The following is an 18,754-nucleotide window of genomic DNA, read 5'->3' on the forward strand; positions in this document are numbered from 1 at the left end:
TCGGTTGGTAGAGAAAAGATAAGCAATTGACAGATAAAGATAGCGGTATCTTTCTGTTTTTGGGTCGGCAAATATCTTCTCCTAGAATTGTGCCAGTTTTGTTATCCCTATTTTACAGAATAGGAGGGTGGTGGTTTATGCTTGCCTAACGCACCCTAAGCACTGTAACCCTTAGATTTTACATTTTGCAAGTCTCCACGCGAGAGAAGATACCCTAAGTCCACCCCACTTCTCCCCATTCCAACCCCATCCCACCATCCCCAACCCAATCAAACCTCTAACTACAAGAAATCTACAGGGGAGATGGCCTTGGGGTGCTTTCAAGTCAAAAGTAACGTCTTTGTAGTATATCCATCTCTTCATTAGGTATATACTTTGCCGCCAGCCCACTTTATCGCCGAAAGCGTTCCAGATTTCTTCATTATACTCCTGCGTCCCACCGAGTTCGCGGTAGATTTTCGCTTGCACAGAAAAGCCAAATTTTCCGTTACTATATTTCACCCATAATTGGTCAATTGTTCGCAAATCTTCGCAGGGTAACTTATCGATATCCTCTATCCACAGCAACTCCTCTTTTGTGCGGTTGGCAGTCTGTAGCATTACCTTCATGGTTTCCTCGTCTGCTTCTTTCCATTGCTGCCGTTTTAATAAATCCTCTAAGTTCCGATAATCGATTCCTTTGGCACTTTTAAGCTGAATAGATGGGGGAGTTTGCGTAATAGTTGTCTGAGATATAGAGACTGATGTTTTTATCTGCAAAGCTTGCAACACTTCCGAGGCGGATTGATAGCGTTTTTTCGTGCCGAACTCGATTAATTTATCCAGAATATTCCCTAACTCATTACTAACAGGATTATTAACCAACCACTGTCGCCATACCCATTGGTGTTCCCCCCCATCGAATAAATCAAAGGGAGATATTCCGGTTAATAAATAAAGGCAAGTTACACCCAAACTATACAAATCACTGGCATTAACTGCCTTGCCATTTCCCTGTTCAGGGGCAATATATTCGGCAGAACCGATAATTGTTCCTGTAATGGAACGATTTAAAGGACTGACAAATTTTGCCGCCCCAAAGTCCACTAAAATTAATTTATTATCGCTTTTTCTGCGAATAATATTTTCGGGTTTAATGTCGCGATGAATTACTTGTTTACTATGAATAAATTCTAGAATCGGTAAAATCTCTGACAAAAGATGTTTAATTTTAGCTTCGTTAAATACTCCTTCCTGTTTTAATTCTTGTTCTAGATTTTGTCCTTCGATATATTCCTGTACGAGATATTGTCGCCCGTCATTAGCGGTAAAATAGGCGTAAAGTTCGGGGATTTGTGGGTATCTTCCCAAACTATCTAAACGAATCGCTTCTTCTTTAAATAATTCTGCTGCTTTTTGTAAAGTTCCTGTTCCCTGCGCTGACGGGAAAAATTGTTTAATTACACAATAGGGTTTTGAGGGTTTATCCTCATCTATCGCTTGAAATGTCTTGCCAAAACCCCCTTGACCGATTAATTTTAGCGCTCGATAACGTTCTCTGAGCAGTAATTGAGAACCGCACTTATGACAGAATTTATCCGTGGGGGTGTTTTGGTGCGAACAATCGGGATTGAGACAGAGACTCATAGCCGTTTGACAAGTGTGGGAAGATTAACCCCTATTATAGAAAAAGAAAGCAAGCTAGGGCGACTCTAGTGGGCAAATTTTCTGATAATTCGCTGAAAATAAGGTGACAGGTATGGTCAATCCACAACCCGCTATACTTTTTCGGTACCACAATTTAGCCATTTTGTCAAAAAAATTTTGACCTTGCAACAAAACTACACAAAAATTAGATCAACGCTGTTGGGGAAAAAAGGGATAATTGGCGAAAGTGTTTGGTTTTGCTCAAGGGAAAAATCTAGATTTAGCAAGGGTTTTAAGACAACCTAGACCATAAAAACCTTAAAAATTACAATAAGAGCCATCATAGCATAATGGAAAATTGTACCAGAATCGCTGGAAGTATTGCAACCTCGTAAATAAATAAAAATTATTCTCAATAAATTCTTAAGTAAAAATAAATATTACCGATTGTAAATTTAAATATTTTTAAGCATTGAAGCTATTTATATATAAAATACTTATCATTTTTCCTGATTGCCTCTGACTTTTCCCTCCCCAGAGTAATTTTGGGGAGTCAGTCGTCGATACCAAACTAGGCTAAACTCTATGGGAGAAACCCGATGACTAACTTGATTATTTCGCAAAAATATGGCTAAAAAGCTCGATTTTGTTATTCCTGCCGTCGGTGGAGTCACAGGAGCCAATTTATCTGCTTGTCTGGGAAATATTGGCTTAGTCGGCGGATTTGGCGGTATAAGCGTCGGTTTAGTGGGAATGACGGGGATTGGCATCCTGACAAGTTCGGCAATTTATGCCAGTCTGCAAGGACTAGAAACAAACGATCACAATGTCGGGTTAGCTTTGGGAATAGGAAGCCTTGGCGGAATCGGTATCTACTCTACCTTTGGGGGTGTGGGAGTCGCGGTTAAAGGTACAGCTTTCGGTGTTGGTGTCGGTTCTATGGCAATCGCTGGCGGCCTAGTCGGGTTAGGAATCTACGGACTGATGAAAATGTTATCTCCCACCTACTCCAACGATAATTTTTATAGGAATCTAGAATTTTTTGATCGCATTACTAGAGAGTACGAAGAAGCTTTATTTTGGCAAGAAGTTACGGGGAAATATGAAAATCTAGAGGCAGAATTACAGCAACTGTTGGAAGAAGTATCTGTTCAGGAAAATCAACAGTTAGATTCTACAGAAATTACTATTCCAGAGCGTTTATCTTGGCAGTGTTTCCAAACTCTTAAAGGTCATCAGGAAAATATTGGGGCGATCGATGTTAGTCCTGATGGTAAAATTATCGCTAGTGCGGGAGAAGATCAAACCATAAAACTTTGGCAGCGAGAAACGGGTAAATTAATTTATTCGTTTGTGGGAGTTAATGAACCGCTCCAAACTCTGGCGATAAGTCCTAACGGTAAATCGATTATTGCTGGTGGATTAGATGGCAGAATTAGTCAGTGGCAATTAGACACTAAGCAGTATAAAAGTAGTTTTTTCGCTCGTGTCAATGCTCCCCATAGCCACGATGGTGTCATTTTACAATTAGCTTTTGCTGCCAATGAAAGATTTATTGTTAGTGCTAGTAATGACAAAACTCTGCGAATCTGGGGTTATCATACAGGAGAATTAAAGCGAACTTTAATCGGTCATGAGGAGGCAGTTAATACCTGTGCTATTAGTCCCGATAGCCAAATTATTGCTAGTGGTAGTGATGATAAAACTATTAAATTATGGCGATTTGATCATAGTTATGCTTATCAAACTTTTATCGGTGACAGGGCAGCCGTTAACAGTTTAGCTTTTAGTAATGATGGTCAATATCTAATTAGTGGCGGTAGTGATAAAACGATTAAAATCTGGGATATAAAGACAGGAGAAATTATTAAAAGTTGGCAGGCACACGAGCAGGCAATTATCAGTATTGCTATTAATCCTCATCGCCATTTAATTGCTAGTGCTTCCCGAACAGAAATTAAAATTTGGCAAGGACAAACAGGAGAACTAATTAAAAATTTACGGGGAACTGCTCCCTTAAAATTTAGTCCTGACGGTCAATTTTTAATTACAGGTAGTTATGGACATAAGGTAAAAATATGGTCAGAAATGTTAGGAGAATTAGAAATATTGCCCTCCGATTCCGAGGATTGGTGGGAGGTTTTAGAAATTTCTAAAAATGCCAGTTTTTCAGAAGTTAAACAAAGATATTATCAGCTTGCTCGTCAGTATCACCCCGATCACAATTCTTCCGCCATGTCGATTAAAATTATGCAAAAAATTAATCGAGCTTACGAGCGGTTTTTATTTTCTATCTCCCAACAGTAAAATTGTGAGCCTAGGGTGAAGTATTTAACTATCTTTCGATTCTGGCTTAATCCCCCCTTGATCCCCCCTGCCCCCCTTGATAAGGGGGGTGCCGATAGGCGGGGGGATCTCCCTTGATAAGGGGGGTATCTGATAATTTTTAACGACTACCTACTTATCTCACCATTAAGATAAATGCTATAATTATTGGATTCAAGAGCCAAAAGTAAAACCAGAAATATAGAGAGCTTAGTAACAAGCTCTCTATAAAGTTTAGGTCTTCTACCACTTATCTTCCAGACTAGGATTTGTTAGCAGTATTCAAGCTACCCACTTGAATATTCAGATTAATTTTTTGTCCTTCTCGGCTAATTTCTACGAGTAAATTATCGCCGATTTGAGTATTATCAACAATTTCCTGAACCGCATTGGGATCGGTGACATTCTTACCACCTACAGACTTTAACACATCACCCGATCGCAATCCCGCTGCTGCGGCAGGAGAATCTCTCATCACCCGCACTAACAAGACACCAGAATCATCGGGGATAGTCCAATTATCAGCCATAGGACTATCGGCTAATTGTTCTTTTACCTCTGGGGTTAACTGTACCATTTGAACACCGAGATAGGGATGTTCCACCTTACCCGTGGCGATTAATTGTTCGGCGATTCTTTGGGCAGTTTTAATCGGAATAGCAAAACCTAAACCCTGGGCATTTTGAATGATAGCGGTGTTAACTCCGATAACTTCTCCCCGAGCATTTAACAAAGGTCCGCCGGAGTTTCCGGGGTTAATTGCCGCATCGGTTTGCAGGAAATCTACCCGTTTATCACTAGCACCAATTTGGGAGCCATTGCGTTCCTTGGCGCTAATAATCCCCGTGGTGACAGTGTTATCTAATCCCAAAGGATTACCGATAGCGATCGCCCATTCTCCCACCTGTAAACTATCAGAATTACCTAATTTAACCGTGGGTAAATTGCTCGTTTCCACCTGTACCACTGCCACATCAGTTAAAGGATCACTACCTAAAACTTTGCCATCGATAGTGCGACCATCTTTGAGGGTGACTGTCACCTTATCTGCTCCCTCGACAACGTGAGCATTGGTGATAATTTTACCGTCATTACTGATAATAAACCCCGAACCTGTACCCCTTTGAACTTGTCTTTCTCCTCGCTCCGGTATTTGGGAACCGAAGAAGCGACGGAAAACAGGATCGTTAGCAAATTCAGAAAAATCACCGCCTCCATTGACTTCCCTAGAAGCATTAATTCTTACCACCGCCGGCCCCACTTCTTGCACCACAGAAGCGACAAAATTGGTGGGAATAACTAGGGTTGAGGGAGCGGCTGCGGCTGCTGTGGAGGGGCGAGGATTATTGGTAGCGGTGGCAATATTTTGGGCTAATTCTAGAGGATTTTGACTGTAGGCGTAGGTGGCCCCGATACCTAACCCGGCACCCAAAACCAGTAAGGAGGAATAGGCAAAAAGTTTTTTCATTGCAGAAGATTTGGAGCGTTTGGGATTGCCTTCGTTGAGCGGGGAAATATTATCGTTAAAAATATTGTGAGTCATAGTTTTTATTGTTTAACCATTTTGAGAAGGGAATAAAAGTCAGTCCTAATAATCGTGGGTGTGAGAGGAGTGTTTTGGAAAACGGCTTGGGACTGACTATCTCTAATTTAGGTGGGGGATATGAACTTACTGTGACGCAGACATGAACTTTTGATTGCAAGCTCATTGTTTTATAGTTTTTGACAGCTATAAGCATTAATACGCATGGCACAAGTGAGATGCTCCTCAGCAGAATAGACTCACTACTATGGCACAATTTAATTTTTGGGTTGCATTAATTAACTTAATCTAGGGAAGATAACAATAGAAAAAACGGAATTATGAGGATAGTTTTATGTTTTGTTAGCCTTTGGAATGCAGGAGAAAACCCAATAACCAACCGCTTGCTAAACCACTTAAATTTGTAACCGCAGGAATCAGAAAAATATTGAAAGGGCTAAAGTTTTTCCTGTCTAACTCCAATGCAGTACAACCCTGAGTAAATACTATTACCATGCTCCCTATTCCAGTTACTACTCCCCCAAGATTCCCTGACATAAGACTGAAAGTAATACCACCTATAAAAAACAAGAAAGGTGCAAACTGATTTGTACTTTCCCGGAGATTGAACCATAACACAACCACAGCCGCAACCCCAGCCACAGCCCAAGCCACAGCCCAAACCCCAGCCCCAGCCCAAGCCACAGCCCAAGCCACAGCCCCAGCCCAAGCCACAGCCCAAACCCCAGCCCCAGCCAAAGCCCAAGCCACAGCCCAAACCCCAGCCCCAGCCCCAGCCAAAGCCCCAGCCACAGCCAAAGCCCCAGCCACAGCCCCAGCCACAGCTTCCCAATGTGCTAAACGCACGCCTAAAGCGTAACCGACTAGAGCATAAACAAGAAACACACCGATTAACCAACCCCAGGGAAGAGCTTTTAGTTTTTTCTGAAGAGAACTATCAGAAGGTTTTGGGTTAACAGGGGCTGTTGTTTCAGCCCTTTTTGGTTCTTTCCTTGGCTGTGGGGGATTAACTTTTTCTTGACGATATTTTTCTTCTACAGGAGGCGGTGGTAATTCCAATTGTTGTAACCAATCGGACATAGACTGAGGGCGGTTTTCTTTTTCTAAAGCCATCCCCAGAGTAATGGCTTTGTTAAGATGATCACTTAAATTAGGATTAATTTCTTTCGGTGATGTTAAAGGATGATTATCCCGGCGTGCCATTGAGGTAGTCGGTTTTTGTCCGGTGACAGCATAATAAAAAGTAGCCGCAAGCGTATAAACATCGACACTAGGTTTACGATTACTTGTAATGTTTTCTAAAGCTCTATCTTGACTTTGAAAGTGTTCTACAATCTGTTCATAGGGGGCAAAAGACAAATTAGCTCCTGAATTTGTGGAACTACTACCAGCCGGAATAATCTCTTTAGCAATGCCAAAATCAATCAAGATAGCATTCCCATTGGGTTGAATCATAATATTGCCAGGGTGAGCGTCTCGGTGTACCATTCCTGCTTGATGAACTGCCTCTAATGCGCTGCCAATTTGCCGAATATATTTTAAACATTCCGCTTCCGATAATTTTCCTTGAGTTTTCACCCTTTCCATCAAAGTTTGACCCTGAATAAAATCCATCACCAAACAGGGAACTTTATCTTCAGTAAAAAAATCGGAAATACGGACGATATGGGCATGGTGAGTCTGGGAAAATTTGGCTAACTTGCGTCCTTCCGCCTCAAATTGTCTAACATAATCCTCGTATTCCGTATCTCTTTTTTTCAAAATATCAGGAGTTTTGATCACCACTTCCATGATGAGTTGGCGATGACGTGCTTTATAGGTCAGGCCAAAACCTCCCCGTCCCAAGACCTCAAGGATCTCGTACTTGCCATTGTGGAGGAGTTGTCCCGCTTGCCAAACCATAGAATTTTGCAATAGTTATTTTTATCATACCAAAAAATCTGCTTTTGTCTCAAAATTGGCTTATGTTTTGGTATTTGAGTTTGTAGGGGCGAAGCATTCGGATAAAAAATTTACGGTTTCAGCGATAGGTTATTGCCCGAATGCTTCGCCCTTACGGGAGTTTGGTGGTGCTTAAGTTTACACCAATGGCACGTCTTGCATCCCATTGTGGTTAGTGAGTTTATCGAACTGCAATCGCCCTTGATCCCCCCTTGATCCCCCCTTAATCCCCCCTTGATAAGGGGGGTTTGATCCCCCCTTGATCCCCCCTTGATAAGGGGGGTTTGATCCCCCCTTGATCCCCCCTTGATAAGGGGGGTTTGATACCCCCTTGATCCCCCCTTGATAAGGGGGGTTTGATCCCCCCTTGATTCCCCCTTGATAAGGGGGGTTTGATACCCCCTTGATCCCCCCTTGATAAGGGGGGTTTGATACCCCCTTGATCCCCCCTTGATAAGGGGGGCATTTGATAATTTTTAACGCCTACCTACTTAGGAGAAGATGGGGGAGAACCTGTCGGAGTTGGTTGAGGTGTAAACTTTTGCTTCATCAATTCTGGTACACCTAAAGCCGTTAATAAAGTAGCAATCGCCGCGACACCAGCCCACACTAATGTCCAATTAATAACAATGGGTTGAGATATTTTAAATTGTTCTGGTTTGGGAATAGACAAACCTAAATCCTTAAACCATGCTTGCACTGACTGAGGACGTTTATCTGCGTCTAATTCCAATGCCCAAAGAATGGCTTTGTTGATATTAGGGCTGATTTTTGAATTGTAGGTTTTCGGCTCAATTAAAGGCTGATCATCATTATTTTTTCGAGTCATCGCATCTTTTCGAGTCATCGCATTCACTGGAATTTTACCCGTTAAAAGCTCGTATAACACGGCTCCTAAACTATAAATATCGGTAAAAGCTCCGCGTTTATTATTAAGAAAATAACACTCAATAGGTGCAAAACCTGAGGCTAATTCCTGGGTACGAATTTTCGTTAATTCCTCATCAAAATCTAAGGCTAAACCAAAATCAATTAAGACCGCTTCTGGTTTACCAGTCCGAATCATAATGTTACCCGGTCGAATATCTCGATGCAGAAAACCGCGACTATGTACCACCATTAAAGCCTGTCCAATCTGCTCAATGTAGCGTAAGGCTTCTTTTTCTGGTAAAATTTTTGTTGATCGCCGATCTAAGGTCGTCCCATCAATATATTCCATAACCATGCAGTTAGCTTTACCCTCTGAAAATAACTCTTTAACTCGCACGATATGAGGATGATCACAACCTTTTAATTTACTCGCTTCCTGCCAAAAAAGTTTCTGTAAACGCTTAGACTCCCACAATTTAAAACCCACATCCCTCGGCGTTTTGATCACCACTGAATCACCATTGCGATCGCTGGCTCGATAGGTAATGCCAAATCTTCCTTCACCCAATACTTCCTGAATCCTGTACTGGCCATCTTTAATTTTCTTGCCCAGATCCCAAACCATTAACTCCTAGCTCCTCTGCTCACAAACATTAATTAAACTTATTTTAATAGCGATGTCATTTTCCTAGAAGTATAACCTAATGTGGTGTTAACGACCGGCGACCGGCGACTGGCGACCCAATTAGATAAATTTGACCTAATCTTAGGTTTTATGGCTAGGATTATCTCTTGTCTTTTTTCTCCTCCTGTCTCCTCATCTAAGGGAAGATTTTTGATTTTTACAGGATTTCTATTAATCTTTCAGCAATTCTAAGCGATAACGATACAAAGCCACAGGACGATTCGGCGCTTGGAAAAAATCCGGGGATTGGGGGGAAAGATAAATGGCTGTCACCTGATCGCCTAGAATTTTATTAGGAGATAATAACTGATAGGCGGTGGTGGTTTCCACCTCATTAAGATAAGTGTTGGTTTCTCCCCGGAAAATTTGTTGACTGATTTCTGTGGCAATAAATTGATTTCGGCTAGGAGTTTCGCTATTTCTGGCAATTACGGTGGAAATTAGTTGATGAGCGCCGCGTAAAAAGGTAATCTGACGATTGGGATTATTAGGGTCAGTTTTTACCGATAATACCGATTGATTACCTAAATAGGCGCGACTAATTGCTAAACCATTAAAGGATCGATCGGCCACAATTGATGGTTTACTGATAATAGTGGATAAAAAGGCAGCATTTATCGGTCTGGAAATAGCTTTCTCGATGAATCTCACCGGAAACTCGATCGATTTTTCTAGGTAACGACGATTACTTTCAAAACCGGGTGTGATAATCTGGGGAGAAAGAGGAGCGGTTAAATCGATTAGGGTACTGGTGACAGTCCAATTGCCTACCATCCAATCGGGATAAACTAAATCTCCACTGGCAAAACTAACCACTGGTTTAGTCATCCAGCGAGGATAATTAGTTAAGCGATCGCTTAAATTTCCCGCTATAGATAATTCTAAATGGTTACTACAGCCTAGAATCAATACTAACAAGAACAAAATTATCCTTTGCATGGGTAAAAATATTTTTTAAGTAATATTCTTTAATTATGAACGATTTTATCAACTCCCAAGCCTTTAATCTCGATTCGGCAGTAATTCCCATCGCACCCACTGGTTTTAAATCCGGTTTTATTGGCATTATTGGTCGTCCTAATGTGGGCAAATCTACCCTGATGAATCAATTAGTGGGACAAAAAATCGCCATTACTTCCCCCATCGCTCAAACTACCCGCAACCGTTTACGCGGCATTGTCACCAGCGAGATATCCCAGATGATTTTTGTCGATACCCCCGGCATTCACAAACCCCATCACGAATTAGGCAAAGTTTTAGTTAAAAATGCTGAAAACGCCATAAATTCTGTAGATTTAGTTTTATTTGTTGTCGATAGTAGCAATTTTTTGGGTAGTGGCGATCGCTATATCGCCGATTTACTGACTAAAAACCAAACTCCCACGATTTTAGGGCTAAATAAAGCCGATCAGCAACCGGAAGACCCGGAGCCTATCGACGATAGTTATCGCACCTTAGCGGCGGAAAATAACTGGCCTCTGCTCAAGTTTTCGGCACTGGAGGGGACAGGAATCGTAGAACTGCAAAATCTGTTAATTGATTCCCTCGAAGTCGGTCCCTATTACTATCCCCCCGATTTAGTCACCGATCAGCCGGAAAGGTTTATTATGGGCGAATTAATCCGCGAACAGATTTTACTGCAAACCCGTCAGGAAATTCCCCATTCTGTGGCGGTGGTGATTGAACGCGTCGAGGAAACTCCCGCTTTAACCAAGGTTTTTGCCGCCATTAACGTGGAACGAGCTTCCCAAAAAGGGATCGTCATCGGTAAAAATGGCAGTATGTTAAAAGCGATCGGCTCTTCCGCTCGATCGGCTATTCAAAAGTTAATCGCCGGGGAGGTATATTTAAAATTATTTGTGAAGGTAGAACCGAAATGGCGACAATCTCGCTCACTTTTAGCAGAATTTGGCTATCGCACCGAGGAGTGAATTGGGGTGTGGGGTGTAGGGTGTGGGGTGTAGGGTGTGGGGAGAAGCTTTTTTCAGTGTTGCCAAAGGCACGGCGTAGCCGTCCAGTAAACAGTAAACAGTAATCAGTGAACTGAAAACTCACATCTGATAACTGAAAACTCACATCTGATAACTGATAACTGATAACTGATAACTGATAACTGAAATGACCGATATTAAAACCCTAATCAAACAGGTACACCAAGAGGCAAAAAAAGAGGATTTTCCCATCGATACCCTGATTTACCAAGAGGCAAAAAAAGACCCCTTTGAACCGGTTTTGTATGCTGGGAATCTTGCTAGTCAGTTATGCTTTTTTGGCCGGGATTTAGGACGAGATGAAGTGTATGCAGGACAACCTTTGATCGGGGCTGCCGGTAGAATGGTAAGAGAGGGATTTTTTCAAGCTTGGCAGGGGAGAAAATCCCATGATCGTCAAGAGTTATTATCGGTGTGCGATCGAATTTTCTTAACTAATACAGTTCCCTACAAACCTCCTGGTAATAAAGCTTATTCTGGGGAAGTGAAAGATCGTTTTCGTCCATTTATAGAAAAACTGCTCGTTTTTTATTGGCAAGGTGATCATATCATTCCCCTTGGCACGGAAGCTTTTAAATGGTTTGAACCCTACGGTAAACCCAGAGAAGTGGATAAATTCTATCTTGATAAAGAACGCTTTACTAAAAAACTGCTAGTTACCCTTACCGCTACCGATGAAGATGGATTAAAACAGCAAAAAAAAGTGACTTTATTGCCTCTCCCCCATCCTTCTCCTCTCAATCAAAGATACTATGCCCTTTTTCCTGATTTATTACAAAAAAGATTAACTGAATTTGCCTTTTAACCGATGAGAATTTACGGCAATCGTCCCATAAAAACCCTAGCAGGACAATTAACCCGTCCGACGACAGCAAGGGTGCGAGAAGCTTTATTTAATATCTGGCAACAGAAATTATCTGGCTGTCGTTGGTTGGATCTTTGTGCGGGTAATGGTTCCATGGGTGCGGAAGCTTTATGTCGAGGTGCGAGTCTAGTAATCGGAATTGAACAATCAGGACGCGCTGGCGAAATTATCAAGGAAAATTGGCGCAATTTAGCAACTTCTCCCCAGCAATTCCAAGTAATTCGGGGAGATGTGCTGACAAAGTTAGCCACTTTAGCGGGGAAAAGTTTTGATCTAATTTATTTTGACCCTCCCTACGAAAGCGGTTTATATTTACCGGTACTAACTGCCATCTCTCAATTTAATTTATTAGATTCTCTGGGGGAAATTGCCGTGGAACACAATCCCAAATCTTGGCAAGCAATTAATCTAGAAGGTTTAACCATTTGTCGTCAAAAACGCTACGGCAATACTACCTTAACTTTTTATCAAAAAGCAGATGTCTCCTGACCACTGACTTGAAAGAGGGTGTAGGGTGTGGGCTTCGGCCGTGAGCTCAGCCGAACGGGTGTGGGGTGTGGGGTGTGGGGGGAGAATAAATAAAAGCAATCTCCTGACTCCTGCTGAAAATAGTCAATTTTATTGGGCAGCCTAGAAAAATTATTATTTCTCAACAAAATCACATAATTTGTCACTTTTCTTGACAATCATCCTGAGTAAAGCGAGAAACTTTCTGGCAACCGCAGTTAATCGCCCCCCTTTTTAGGCTATTTAAAGAAAAATTAGGGTTTATTTCGATAAAATTAGCAGTAAATAGGCTGTAACCTCCTAAAAAACTTAAATCCCTTCTCCTAGTCCTTTTTTTGACCTAAAACTACCCCGAAGTTTCCTGACACGGCAGCCGAACTCTCTCCCCTTAACCCTTGCTGCTCCCCAGAATATCACCTAGTTTTTGTATAAATTTATACCCGACAAAAATAGTCGGGTATATTTGACACCAAGATTTTGCCGGTGATAGGATGTGTGTAGATTCAGTTGACGGCAAGACAGGAAAATCATGACCCTAGCGACAAACATCAAAACCTCAAAATTCATCCCCACCTTTACCCGCTTGGTTTCTAAGGAAGGAGGGACTTCTTACCCTCTGAAAGCGCTGAATATCTGCGAAGAAACCTTTGCCCCCCTAGAAGTGGACTACGATTACGACCTCATCCGTCGCACCGTTACCAGAGAAAGCATTCAAGCAGGTCCCAATTCCATCTGGCGCTATCGTTCCTTTTTGCCGGTGGAAAGTGAAAATCCCATCGATGTGGGTACGGGTATGACTCCCCTAGTTAAATCCCACCGTTTAGCTCGGCGCTTGGGTCTAAAAAATCTCTACATTAAAAATGATGCCGTCAATATGCCCACTCTCAGCTTCAAAGATAGAGTGGTATCCGTCGCCCTTACCCGGGCCAAAGAATTAGGTTTTACTACCGTTTCCTGTGCTAGTACGGGAAATCTGGCCAATTCCACCGCCGCTATTGCCGCTCACGCCGGTTTAGACTGTTGTGTTTTCATTCCCTCCGACTTAGAAGCGGGTAAAATTCTCGGCACCCTAATCTATAATCCCACGGTAATGGCAGTTAAAGGCAATTACGATCAAGTTAACCGTCTCTGTTCAGAAGTGGGCAATACCTACGGTTGGGGTTTTGTCAACATCAATCTGCGTCCCTACTATTCCGAAGGTTCCAAAACTTTAGGCTTTGAAGTGGCTGAACAATTAGGCTGGAAACTCCCCGATCATATTGTCGCACCTTTAGCCAGTGGTTCCCTCTTTACCAAGATTTATAAAGGCTTCCAAGAATTCGTCAAAGTCGGTTTGGTGGCAGATAAAGCAGTGCGTTTTAGTGGCGCTCAAGCGGAGGGTTGTTCCCCCATTGCCCAAGCTTTCAAGGAAGGACGGGATTTTGTCGCCCCAGTTAAACCCAATACTATCGCCAAATCGATCGCTATTGGTAATCCCGCCGATGGTGTTTATGCCCTTGATATTGCGCGTAAAACTGGCGGTAATATTGAATCCGTCACCGATGCCGAAATTATCGAAGGTATTAAACTTTTGGCAGAAACGGAAGGCATTTTCACGGAAACCGCAGGCGGTACGACTATCGCCGTCTTGAAAAAATTAGTGGAAGCGGGTAAAATCGACCCCGAAGAAACCACAGTTGTTTATATCACCGGTAATGGTCTAAAAACCCAAGAAGCGGTACAGGGTTATATCGGTGAACCCCTGTTAATCGAACCGAAATTAGAAAGCTTTGAACGGGCCCTGGAACGTTCCCGCACCCTCGAACGCCTCGAATGGCAACAGGTTCTCGTCTAGAATTGATGTTCAGGGATGATGGGGCGATTATCCTCTTGCCTCATCTCCACAAGCAATTTAAATTCGCGCGCAGCTTACTGTCCTTTCCACTTTTTCCTTTAATATCTATGGCTGTAAAAGTTCTCGTTCCCACTCCCCTGCAACAACTTACAAAAAATAAGGCTACCGTCGAGTGTAGTGCTAGTAATGTCGGTGATTTAATCGAATCCTTAGAAGCAAGTTTCCCCGGTATTAAGGCCCGCTTATGCGATGAAGAGGGCGCACCCCGGCGCTTTTTAAATTTCTACGTCAACAGTGAAGATATTCGCTTCCTCGATGGGACAAAAACTCCCTTAAAAGATGGCGATGAAGTCAGTATCGTTCCTGCGGTGGCTGGAGGTTAACCTCCCCATAAGTTTGTTTTCCGTCAATTGTAATTAAACCCCTAGAAAGTGATGTTTTCTGGGGGCTTTTCTTCAGGTAAGTTTTAGTTAGGGTTTGCTGAATAAATTTGAAATGTAGGCAAAGTAAAGGTTTTGGGGCTTTTCTCGCTCCCACAGGTGCAAGATTTTGAGAGAATCGTCGTTCAAAACCTTGCGTCTTCATCGGTCCGCGTCCTGTAGGGGCGAAGCATTCGGACAATAACCTATCGGTGAAAAGGTAGATTTTCTATCCGAATGCTTCGCCCCTACTTATTCAGCAAACCCTAGTTAGGGTTGCCAGAAAAACCTAATCTTTGTGTCCTTTGTGCCTTTGTGGTTGTTCATATTATTATAAGCTGAGACACATTTGGTCAATTGCCATAGAAGTTCTCATCTAAGATTTGCTCTGGCAAGAAAGGACAAATTTGAGGATAATCATTTTCTGGGGGAATCCGAACACCAAATTGAGCAAGTTTCCCTTCCTTAATTGCCACTTGACGAGCATCTGGATAAGCTTCCTCAATGGCAGTTTCTAGATAGGATTTCAGGGAAGGCGTATTGCGTAAGTTTTTCTCAATTCGCTGGCGATGCTCAATAATAGAACAATACCAGCTATCCTTCATTGATGGCGGTGCGTCCTGCTGTACTTTTAATTTGAGCAAATGAGCTAAAAGAATCATCAAATTACTTTCTAAAGTTCTTTTTTCCGATTTTCCCAACTCGGTTAACTCCTCAATTAAGTTATCAGTATCCAGCGCAGCAAATTCCCGCTTCTGTAGGTGGCTAATTGTTGTTGCGAGCCATACTTGAAAATCTTGTTCGTAGAGAGTTTTCGACATAGCGATAAGTTGTTCCTTCGAGTCAATAACTGCACTGATAACTAAGCGGCTACAATTCTCAAGGCGTTACTAATTTCTAGTTTCCCTTGTAGTTTACCAAAAAATCACCTAAAATGGAAACTATCTGTATCCCTTGCTGACTGCATCTGGCTCCCTACACCATTTTCTAGTATCGTTGAGCAAACCGGCGAAAGATAAGGAGTTAAAACTATGCCTTTAAGTTGGAATGAAATAAAAAATCGCGCCATCGCTTTTCAAAAAGAGTGGGAAGGAGAGACTTCAGAAAAAGCAGAATCTCAGTCTTTTTGGAATGATTTTTTTAATGTCTTTGGCATTTCACGGCGTAGGGTAGCTAGTTTTGAGCAACCGATAAAAAAAGCCGATAATAAACAGGGTTTTATTGATTTACTCTGGAAAGGAACGATTTTAGTTGAGCATAAATCGAAGGGTAAAGATTTAGAAAAAGCCACACAACAGGCTAAGGATTATTTTCCCAATTTAAAGGAACATGAGTTACCGCGTTATATTTTAGTCTCGGATTTTCAACGGTTTAAATTATATGATTTAGATTCGGGCAATCAATGGGAATTTGAATTAAGTAATTTTGTTGATAACGTTCATTTATTTGATTTTATTGCTGGTTACGAAAAGCGAGTTTATAAAGACGAAGATCCCGTCAATATTCAAGCAGCCGAGTTAATGGGAAAACTTCATGATTGCCTGAAAGAAATTGGTTATATGGGGCATAATTTAGAAGTTTATCTAGTGCGTTTATTATTTTGTTTATTTGCCGATGATACGGGTATTTTTAATAAGGGTATTTTCTGGGAATATATCGATTTACATACCAAAGAAGATGGCAGTGATTTGGCGATGCACATTGATGCTATTTTTCAGGTTTTGAATACACCAGAAGACAAAAGATTAAAAAATCTCGATGAGAATTTAACTCAATTTCCCTACATAAATGGCAAGTTATTCGAGGAGTCGTTACCTTTAGCGGCTTTTGATAGCAAGATGCGAGTCATGTTATTAGAAGCTTGTGCTTTTGATTGGGGAAAAATTTCCCCTGCTATTTTTGGCTCTATGTTTCAAGCGGTAATGAATCCAAAAGAGCGACGCAATTTAGGGGCGCATTATACCTCAGAGAAGAACATTCAAAAGGTGATTAAACCATTATTTTTAGATGATTTACACAGGGAATTTGAGAAGATTAAAGGCAATCGCAATAAATTACTAGAATTTCAGAAAAAGATTGCTAATTTATATTTTCTTGATCCTGCCTGTGGTTGCGGCAATTTTTTAATTATTACCTATCGGGAGTTACGAGATTTAGAGATTTTGGTATTACAGGAGTTAGATAAATTAGATAAAACGGGGCAGTTAGTAACAGATATTAGTACCATTATTCAGGTAGATGTCAATCAGTTTGCTGGTATTGAATACGATGAGTTTGCGGTGAGGGTGGCAGAGGTGGCAATGTGGTTAATTGATCATCAGATGAATATTAAAGTTAGTAATACTTTTGGTCAATATTTTGTGCGTTTACCATTAAAGAAAGCGGCAAAGATTGTTAATGGAAATGCCTTGCGGATTGATTGGGAAGAACTTATATCAAAAGAGAAGCTCAATTTTATTTTAGGTAATCCTCCTTTTGTGGGGAAACAGTTACAAAATGCCGACCAAAAGGCTGACATGAATCATGTTTTAGGGGACATTAAAGGAGCAGGTGTTTTAGATTATGTGACCGCATGGTATATTAAAGCGGCTGAATTTATTCAAAATAGTTTAATTCGTTGCGCTTTAGTTAGCACAAATTCTATTTCTCAGGGTGAACAAGTTGGTGTTCTTTGGCAAGAGCTTTATCAAAAATATAAAATAAAAATTCATTTTGCCCATCGAACTTTTAGCTGGAGTAATGAAGCAAAAGGAAACGCCGCAGTTCATTGTGTTATTATTGGTTTTGGGCTAGAAGATATTGACAATAAACGTATTTTTGATTATGCTGATATTAAAGGTGAACCAACAGAAAGAAAAGTTAAAAATATTAATCCTTACCTAGTTGAGGGTAGTGACTTGGTAATTTTAAGTAGAAGAAAAACCATTTCATCTGTTCCAGAAATAAACTTTGGAAGTATGCCAAACGATGGTGGTCATCTTATTCTTTCACAATCTGAAAAAGAAGAATTAGTTAAGAATGAACCTGATTCTGATAAATGGATAAGACGCTATACAGGGGCGCAAGAATTTATTAATGGTTATTCTCGTTATTGTCTTTGGCTTGTTAACATTCAACCTCAAGAATTAAAGAAGTCAAAAGAAATTTATAGAAGAGTTGAAGAAGTTAGAAAAGTGCGAAGTGAAAGCAATCGAAAAACCACTCAAGAATTATCTAAATTTCCAACTCTTTTTGGAGAAAATAGACAACCTGATACTAATTATTTACTTATTCCGGGTGTTTCATCAGAGAATAGAAAATATATTCCAACTGGATTTTTATCTCCTGATATAATTACAAGTAATTCATGTTTAATTATTCCTTATGCAACTCTTTATCATTTTGGTATCTTAACTTCAGAAATGCACATGGCATGGGTTAAATATGTTTGCGGAAGATTAAAAAGCGATTATCGTTATTCAAACACCATCGTTTATAATAATTTTCCCTTTCCAGAAAATATCACCGACAAACAAAAACAAACCGTTGAAACTTGCGCTCAAACTGTGCTAGATACAAGGGTAAAATATCCTGATAGTAGCCTTGCGGATTTATACGATCCTTTAACCATGCCTCCCGACTTGCTCAAAGCTCACCAAAAACTTGACAAAGCTGTTGATTTGTGTTATCGTCCCCAACCCTTTACCAGTGAATTAAACCGTATTGAATACCTCTTTGAACTCTACGAAAAATTAACCGCTCCCCTACTCCCTACCAGCAAACAAAAACCCGCAAAAAGAAAAAATCCTCAATAACGAAGACAGGAGACTCCGAGACTCCGAGACAGGAGATTATTTTTATTTATTCTCCCCATTTCCCCACCCCCCACACCCCACACCCCACACCCCCCCCCCCCCACCCCCCCCCCCCCAACCCCTCCGCCGGGCCCACCGCCCCAACCCCCAACCCCCACCCCCCACCCCCCCCACCCCGCCCCCGTTCGTCTGAGCTCACCGCCGAAGCCCACCCCCCACACCCCACACCCCACACCCATCCCTAAGCGCCGCAATTCCGGAGATTATATAAAAAAACACCCAGAACAATCGAGGTGATGGACAATACTAAAGGTTGTGTAGGTCATCAGAAAAGCCCTGTCAGGGTAAAATACT

At 41.5% G+C, this 18,754-nt stretch carries 13 protein-coding genes; 7 read left to right on the forward strand and 6 right to left on the reverse strand.

Annotation, left to right across the window (positions count from 1 at the left end):
• Window positions 1-171: 171 nt before the first annotated feature.
• On the reverse strand, window positions 172-1,626 hold the full coding sequence (locus ACOCD9_RS02975) for a GUN4 domain-containing protein (RefSeq protein ID WP_419546331.1): 1,455 nt from the start codon (window positions 1,624-1,626) through the stop codon (window positions 172-174).
• 627 nt (window positions 1,627-2,253) lie between these two features.
• Between ACOCD9_RS02975 and ACOCD9_RS02980 the strand changes: the two genes are divergently transcribed.
• Window positions 2,254-3,933, forward strand: a complete 1,680-nt coding sequence (locus ACOCD9_RS02980) for a DnaJ domain-containing protein (protein WP_419546332.1) — start codon at window positions 2,254-2,256, stop codon at window positions 3,931-3,933.
• Window positions 3,934-4,213: 280 nt separating this feature from the next.
• Here the strand turns inward: ACOCD9_RS02980 and ACOCD9_RS02985 are convergent, their stop codons facing one another.
• The 4 genes from ACOCD9_RS02985 to ACOCD9_RS03000 all read right to left on the reverse strand — a co-directional run bounded on the left by ACOCD9_RS02985 (window position 4,214) and on the right by ACOCD9_RS03000 (window position 9,929).
• Window positions 4,214-5,494: an HhoA/HhoB/HtrA family serine endopeptidase gene (locus ACOCD9_RS02985; RefSeq protein ID WP_419546333.1), complete on the reverse strand. Its 1,281-nt coding sequence runs from the start codon at window positions 5,492-5,494 to the stop codon at window positions 4,214-4,216.
• A 342-nt stretch (window positions 5,495-5,836) separates the two neighbouring features.
• Window positions 5,837-7,396, reverse strand: coding sequence for a serine/threonine protein kinase (locus ACOCD9_RS02990; RefSeq protein WP_419546334.1), 1,560 nt, complete (start codon window positions 7,394-7,396; stop codon window positions 5,837-5,839).
• A 526-nt stretch (window positions 7,397-7,922) separates the two neighbouring features.
• Window positions 7,923-8,930: a serine/threonine protein kinase gene (locus tag ACOCD9_RS02995; protein WP_419546335.1), complete on the reverse strand. Its 1,008-nt coding sequence runs from the start codon at window positions 8,928-8,930 to the stop codon at window positions 7,923-7,925.
• 231 nt (window positions 8,931-9,161) lie between these two features.
• Complete coding sequence (locus tag ACOCD9_RS03000) at window positions 9,162-9,929, reverse strand: DUF6816 family protein (RefSeq protein ID WP_016514820.1); 768 nt, start codon at window positions 9,927-9,929, stop codon at window positions 9,162-9,164.
• A 35-nt stretch (window positions 9,930-9,964) separates the two neighbouring features.
• On the opposite strand from ACOCD9_RS03000, the gene era reads away from it, so the two are divergent.
• From era to ACOCD9_RS03025, 5 genes are all read left to right on the forward strand, one after another.
• The gene (gene era, locus ACOCD9_RS03005; protein ID WP_419546336.1) at window positions 9,965-10,921 is read left to right on the forward strand and encodes a GTPase Era; all 957 of its coding nucleotides are present in this window, start codon (window positions 9,965-9,967) and stop codon (window positions 10,919-10,921) included.
• Between the two features lie 187 nt (window positions 10,922-11,108).
• A complete protein-coding gene (locus tag ACOCD9_RS03010; protein ID WP_193979988.1) occupies window positions 11,109-11,786 on the forward strand; it encodes a uracil-DNA glycosylase family protein in 678 nt (225 codons plus the stop codon).
• 3 nt (window positions 11,787-11,789) lie between these two features.
• Entirely contained in the window at window positions 11,790-12,335 is a 546-nt protein-coding gene (gene rsmD, locus ACOCD9_RS03015) for a 16S rRNA (guanine(966)-N(2))-methyltransferase RsmD (protein ID WP_149987704.1), read from the forward strand.
• Between the two features lie 547 nt (window positions 12,336-12,882).
• Window positions 12,883-14,187 (forward strand): threonine synthase, encoded by a 1,305-nt coding sequence (thrC, locus tag ACOCD9_RS03020; protein ID WP_002750866.1) that lies wholly within the window; start codon window positions 12,883-12,885, stop codon window positions 14,185-14,187.
• A 107-nt stretch (window positions 14,188-14,294) separates the two neighbouring features.
• Window positions 14,295-14,570: a MoaD/ThiS family protein gene (locus tag ACOCD9_RS03025; RefSeq protein ID WP_043999947.1), complete on the forward strand. Its 276-nt coding sequence runs from the start codon at window positions 14,295-14,297 to the stop codon at window positions 14,568-14,570.
• 389 nt (window positions 14,571-14,959) lie between these two features.
• On the opposite strand, the gene ACOCD9_RS03030 is transcribed toward ACOCD9_RS03025, so the two are convergent.
• Complete coding sequence (locus ACOCD9_RS03030) at window positions 14,960-15,427, reverse strand: DUF29 domain-containing protein (RefSeq protein ID WP_046662854.1); 468 nt, start codon at window positions 15,425-15,427, stop codon at window positions 14,960-14,962.
• A 210-nt stretch (window positions 15,428-15,637) separates the two neighbouring features.
• Between ACOCD9_RS03030 and ACOCD9_RS03035 the strand changes: the two genes are divergently transcribed.
• Entirely contained in the window at window positions 15,638-18,400 is a 2,763-nt protein-coding gene (locus ACOCD9_RS03035) for a DNA methyltransferase (protein ID WP_419546337.1), read from the forward strand.
• The last annotated feature ends 354 nt before the right edge of the window (window positions 18,401-18,754 follow it).

Source organism: Microcystis sp., from assembly GCF_048564745.1.
Lineage (GTDB): Bacteria > Cyanobacteriota > Cyanobacteriia > Cyanobacteriales > Microcystaceae > Microcystis > Microcystis ichthyoblabe_A.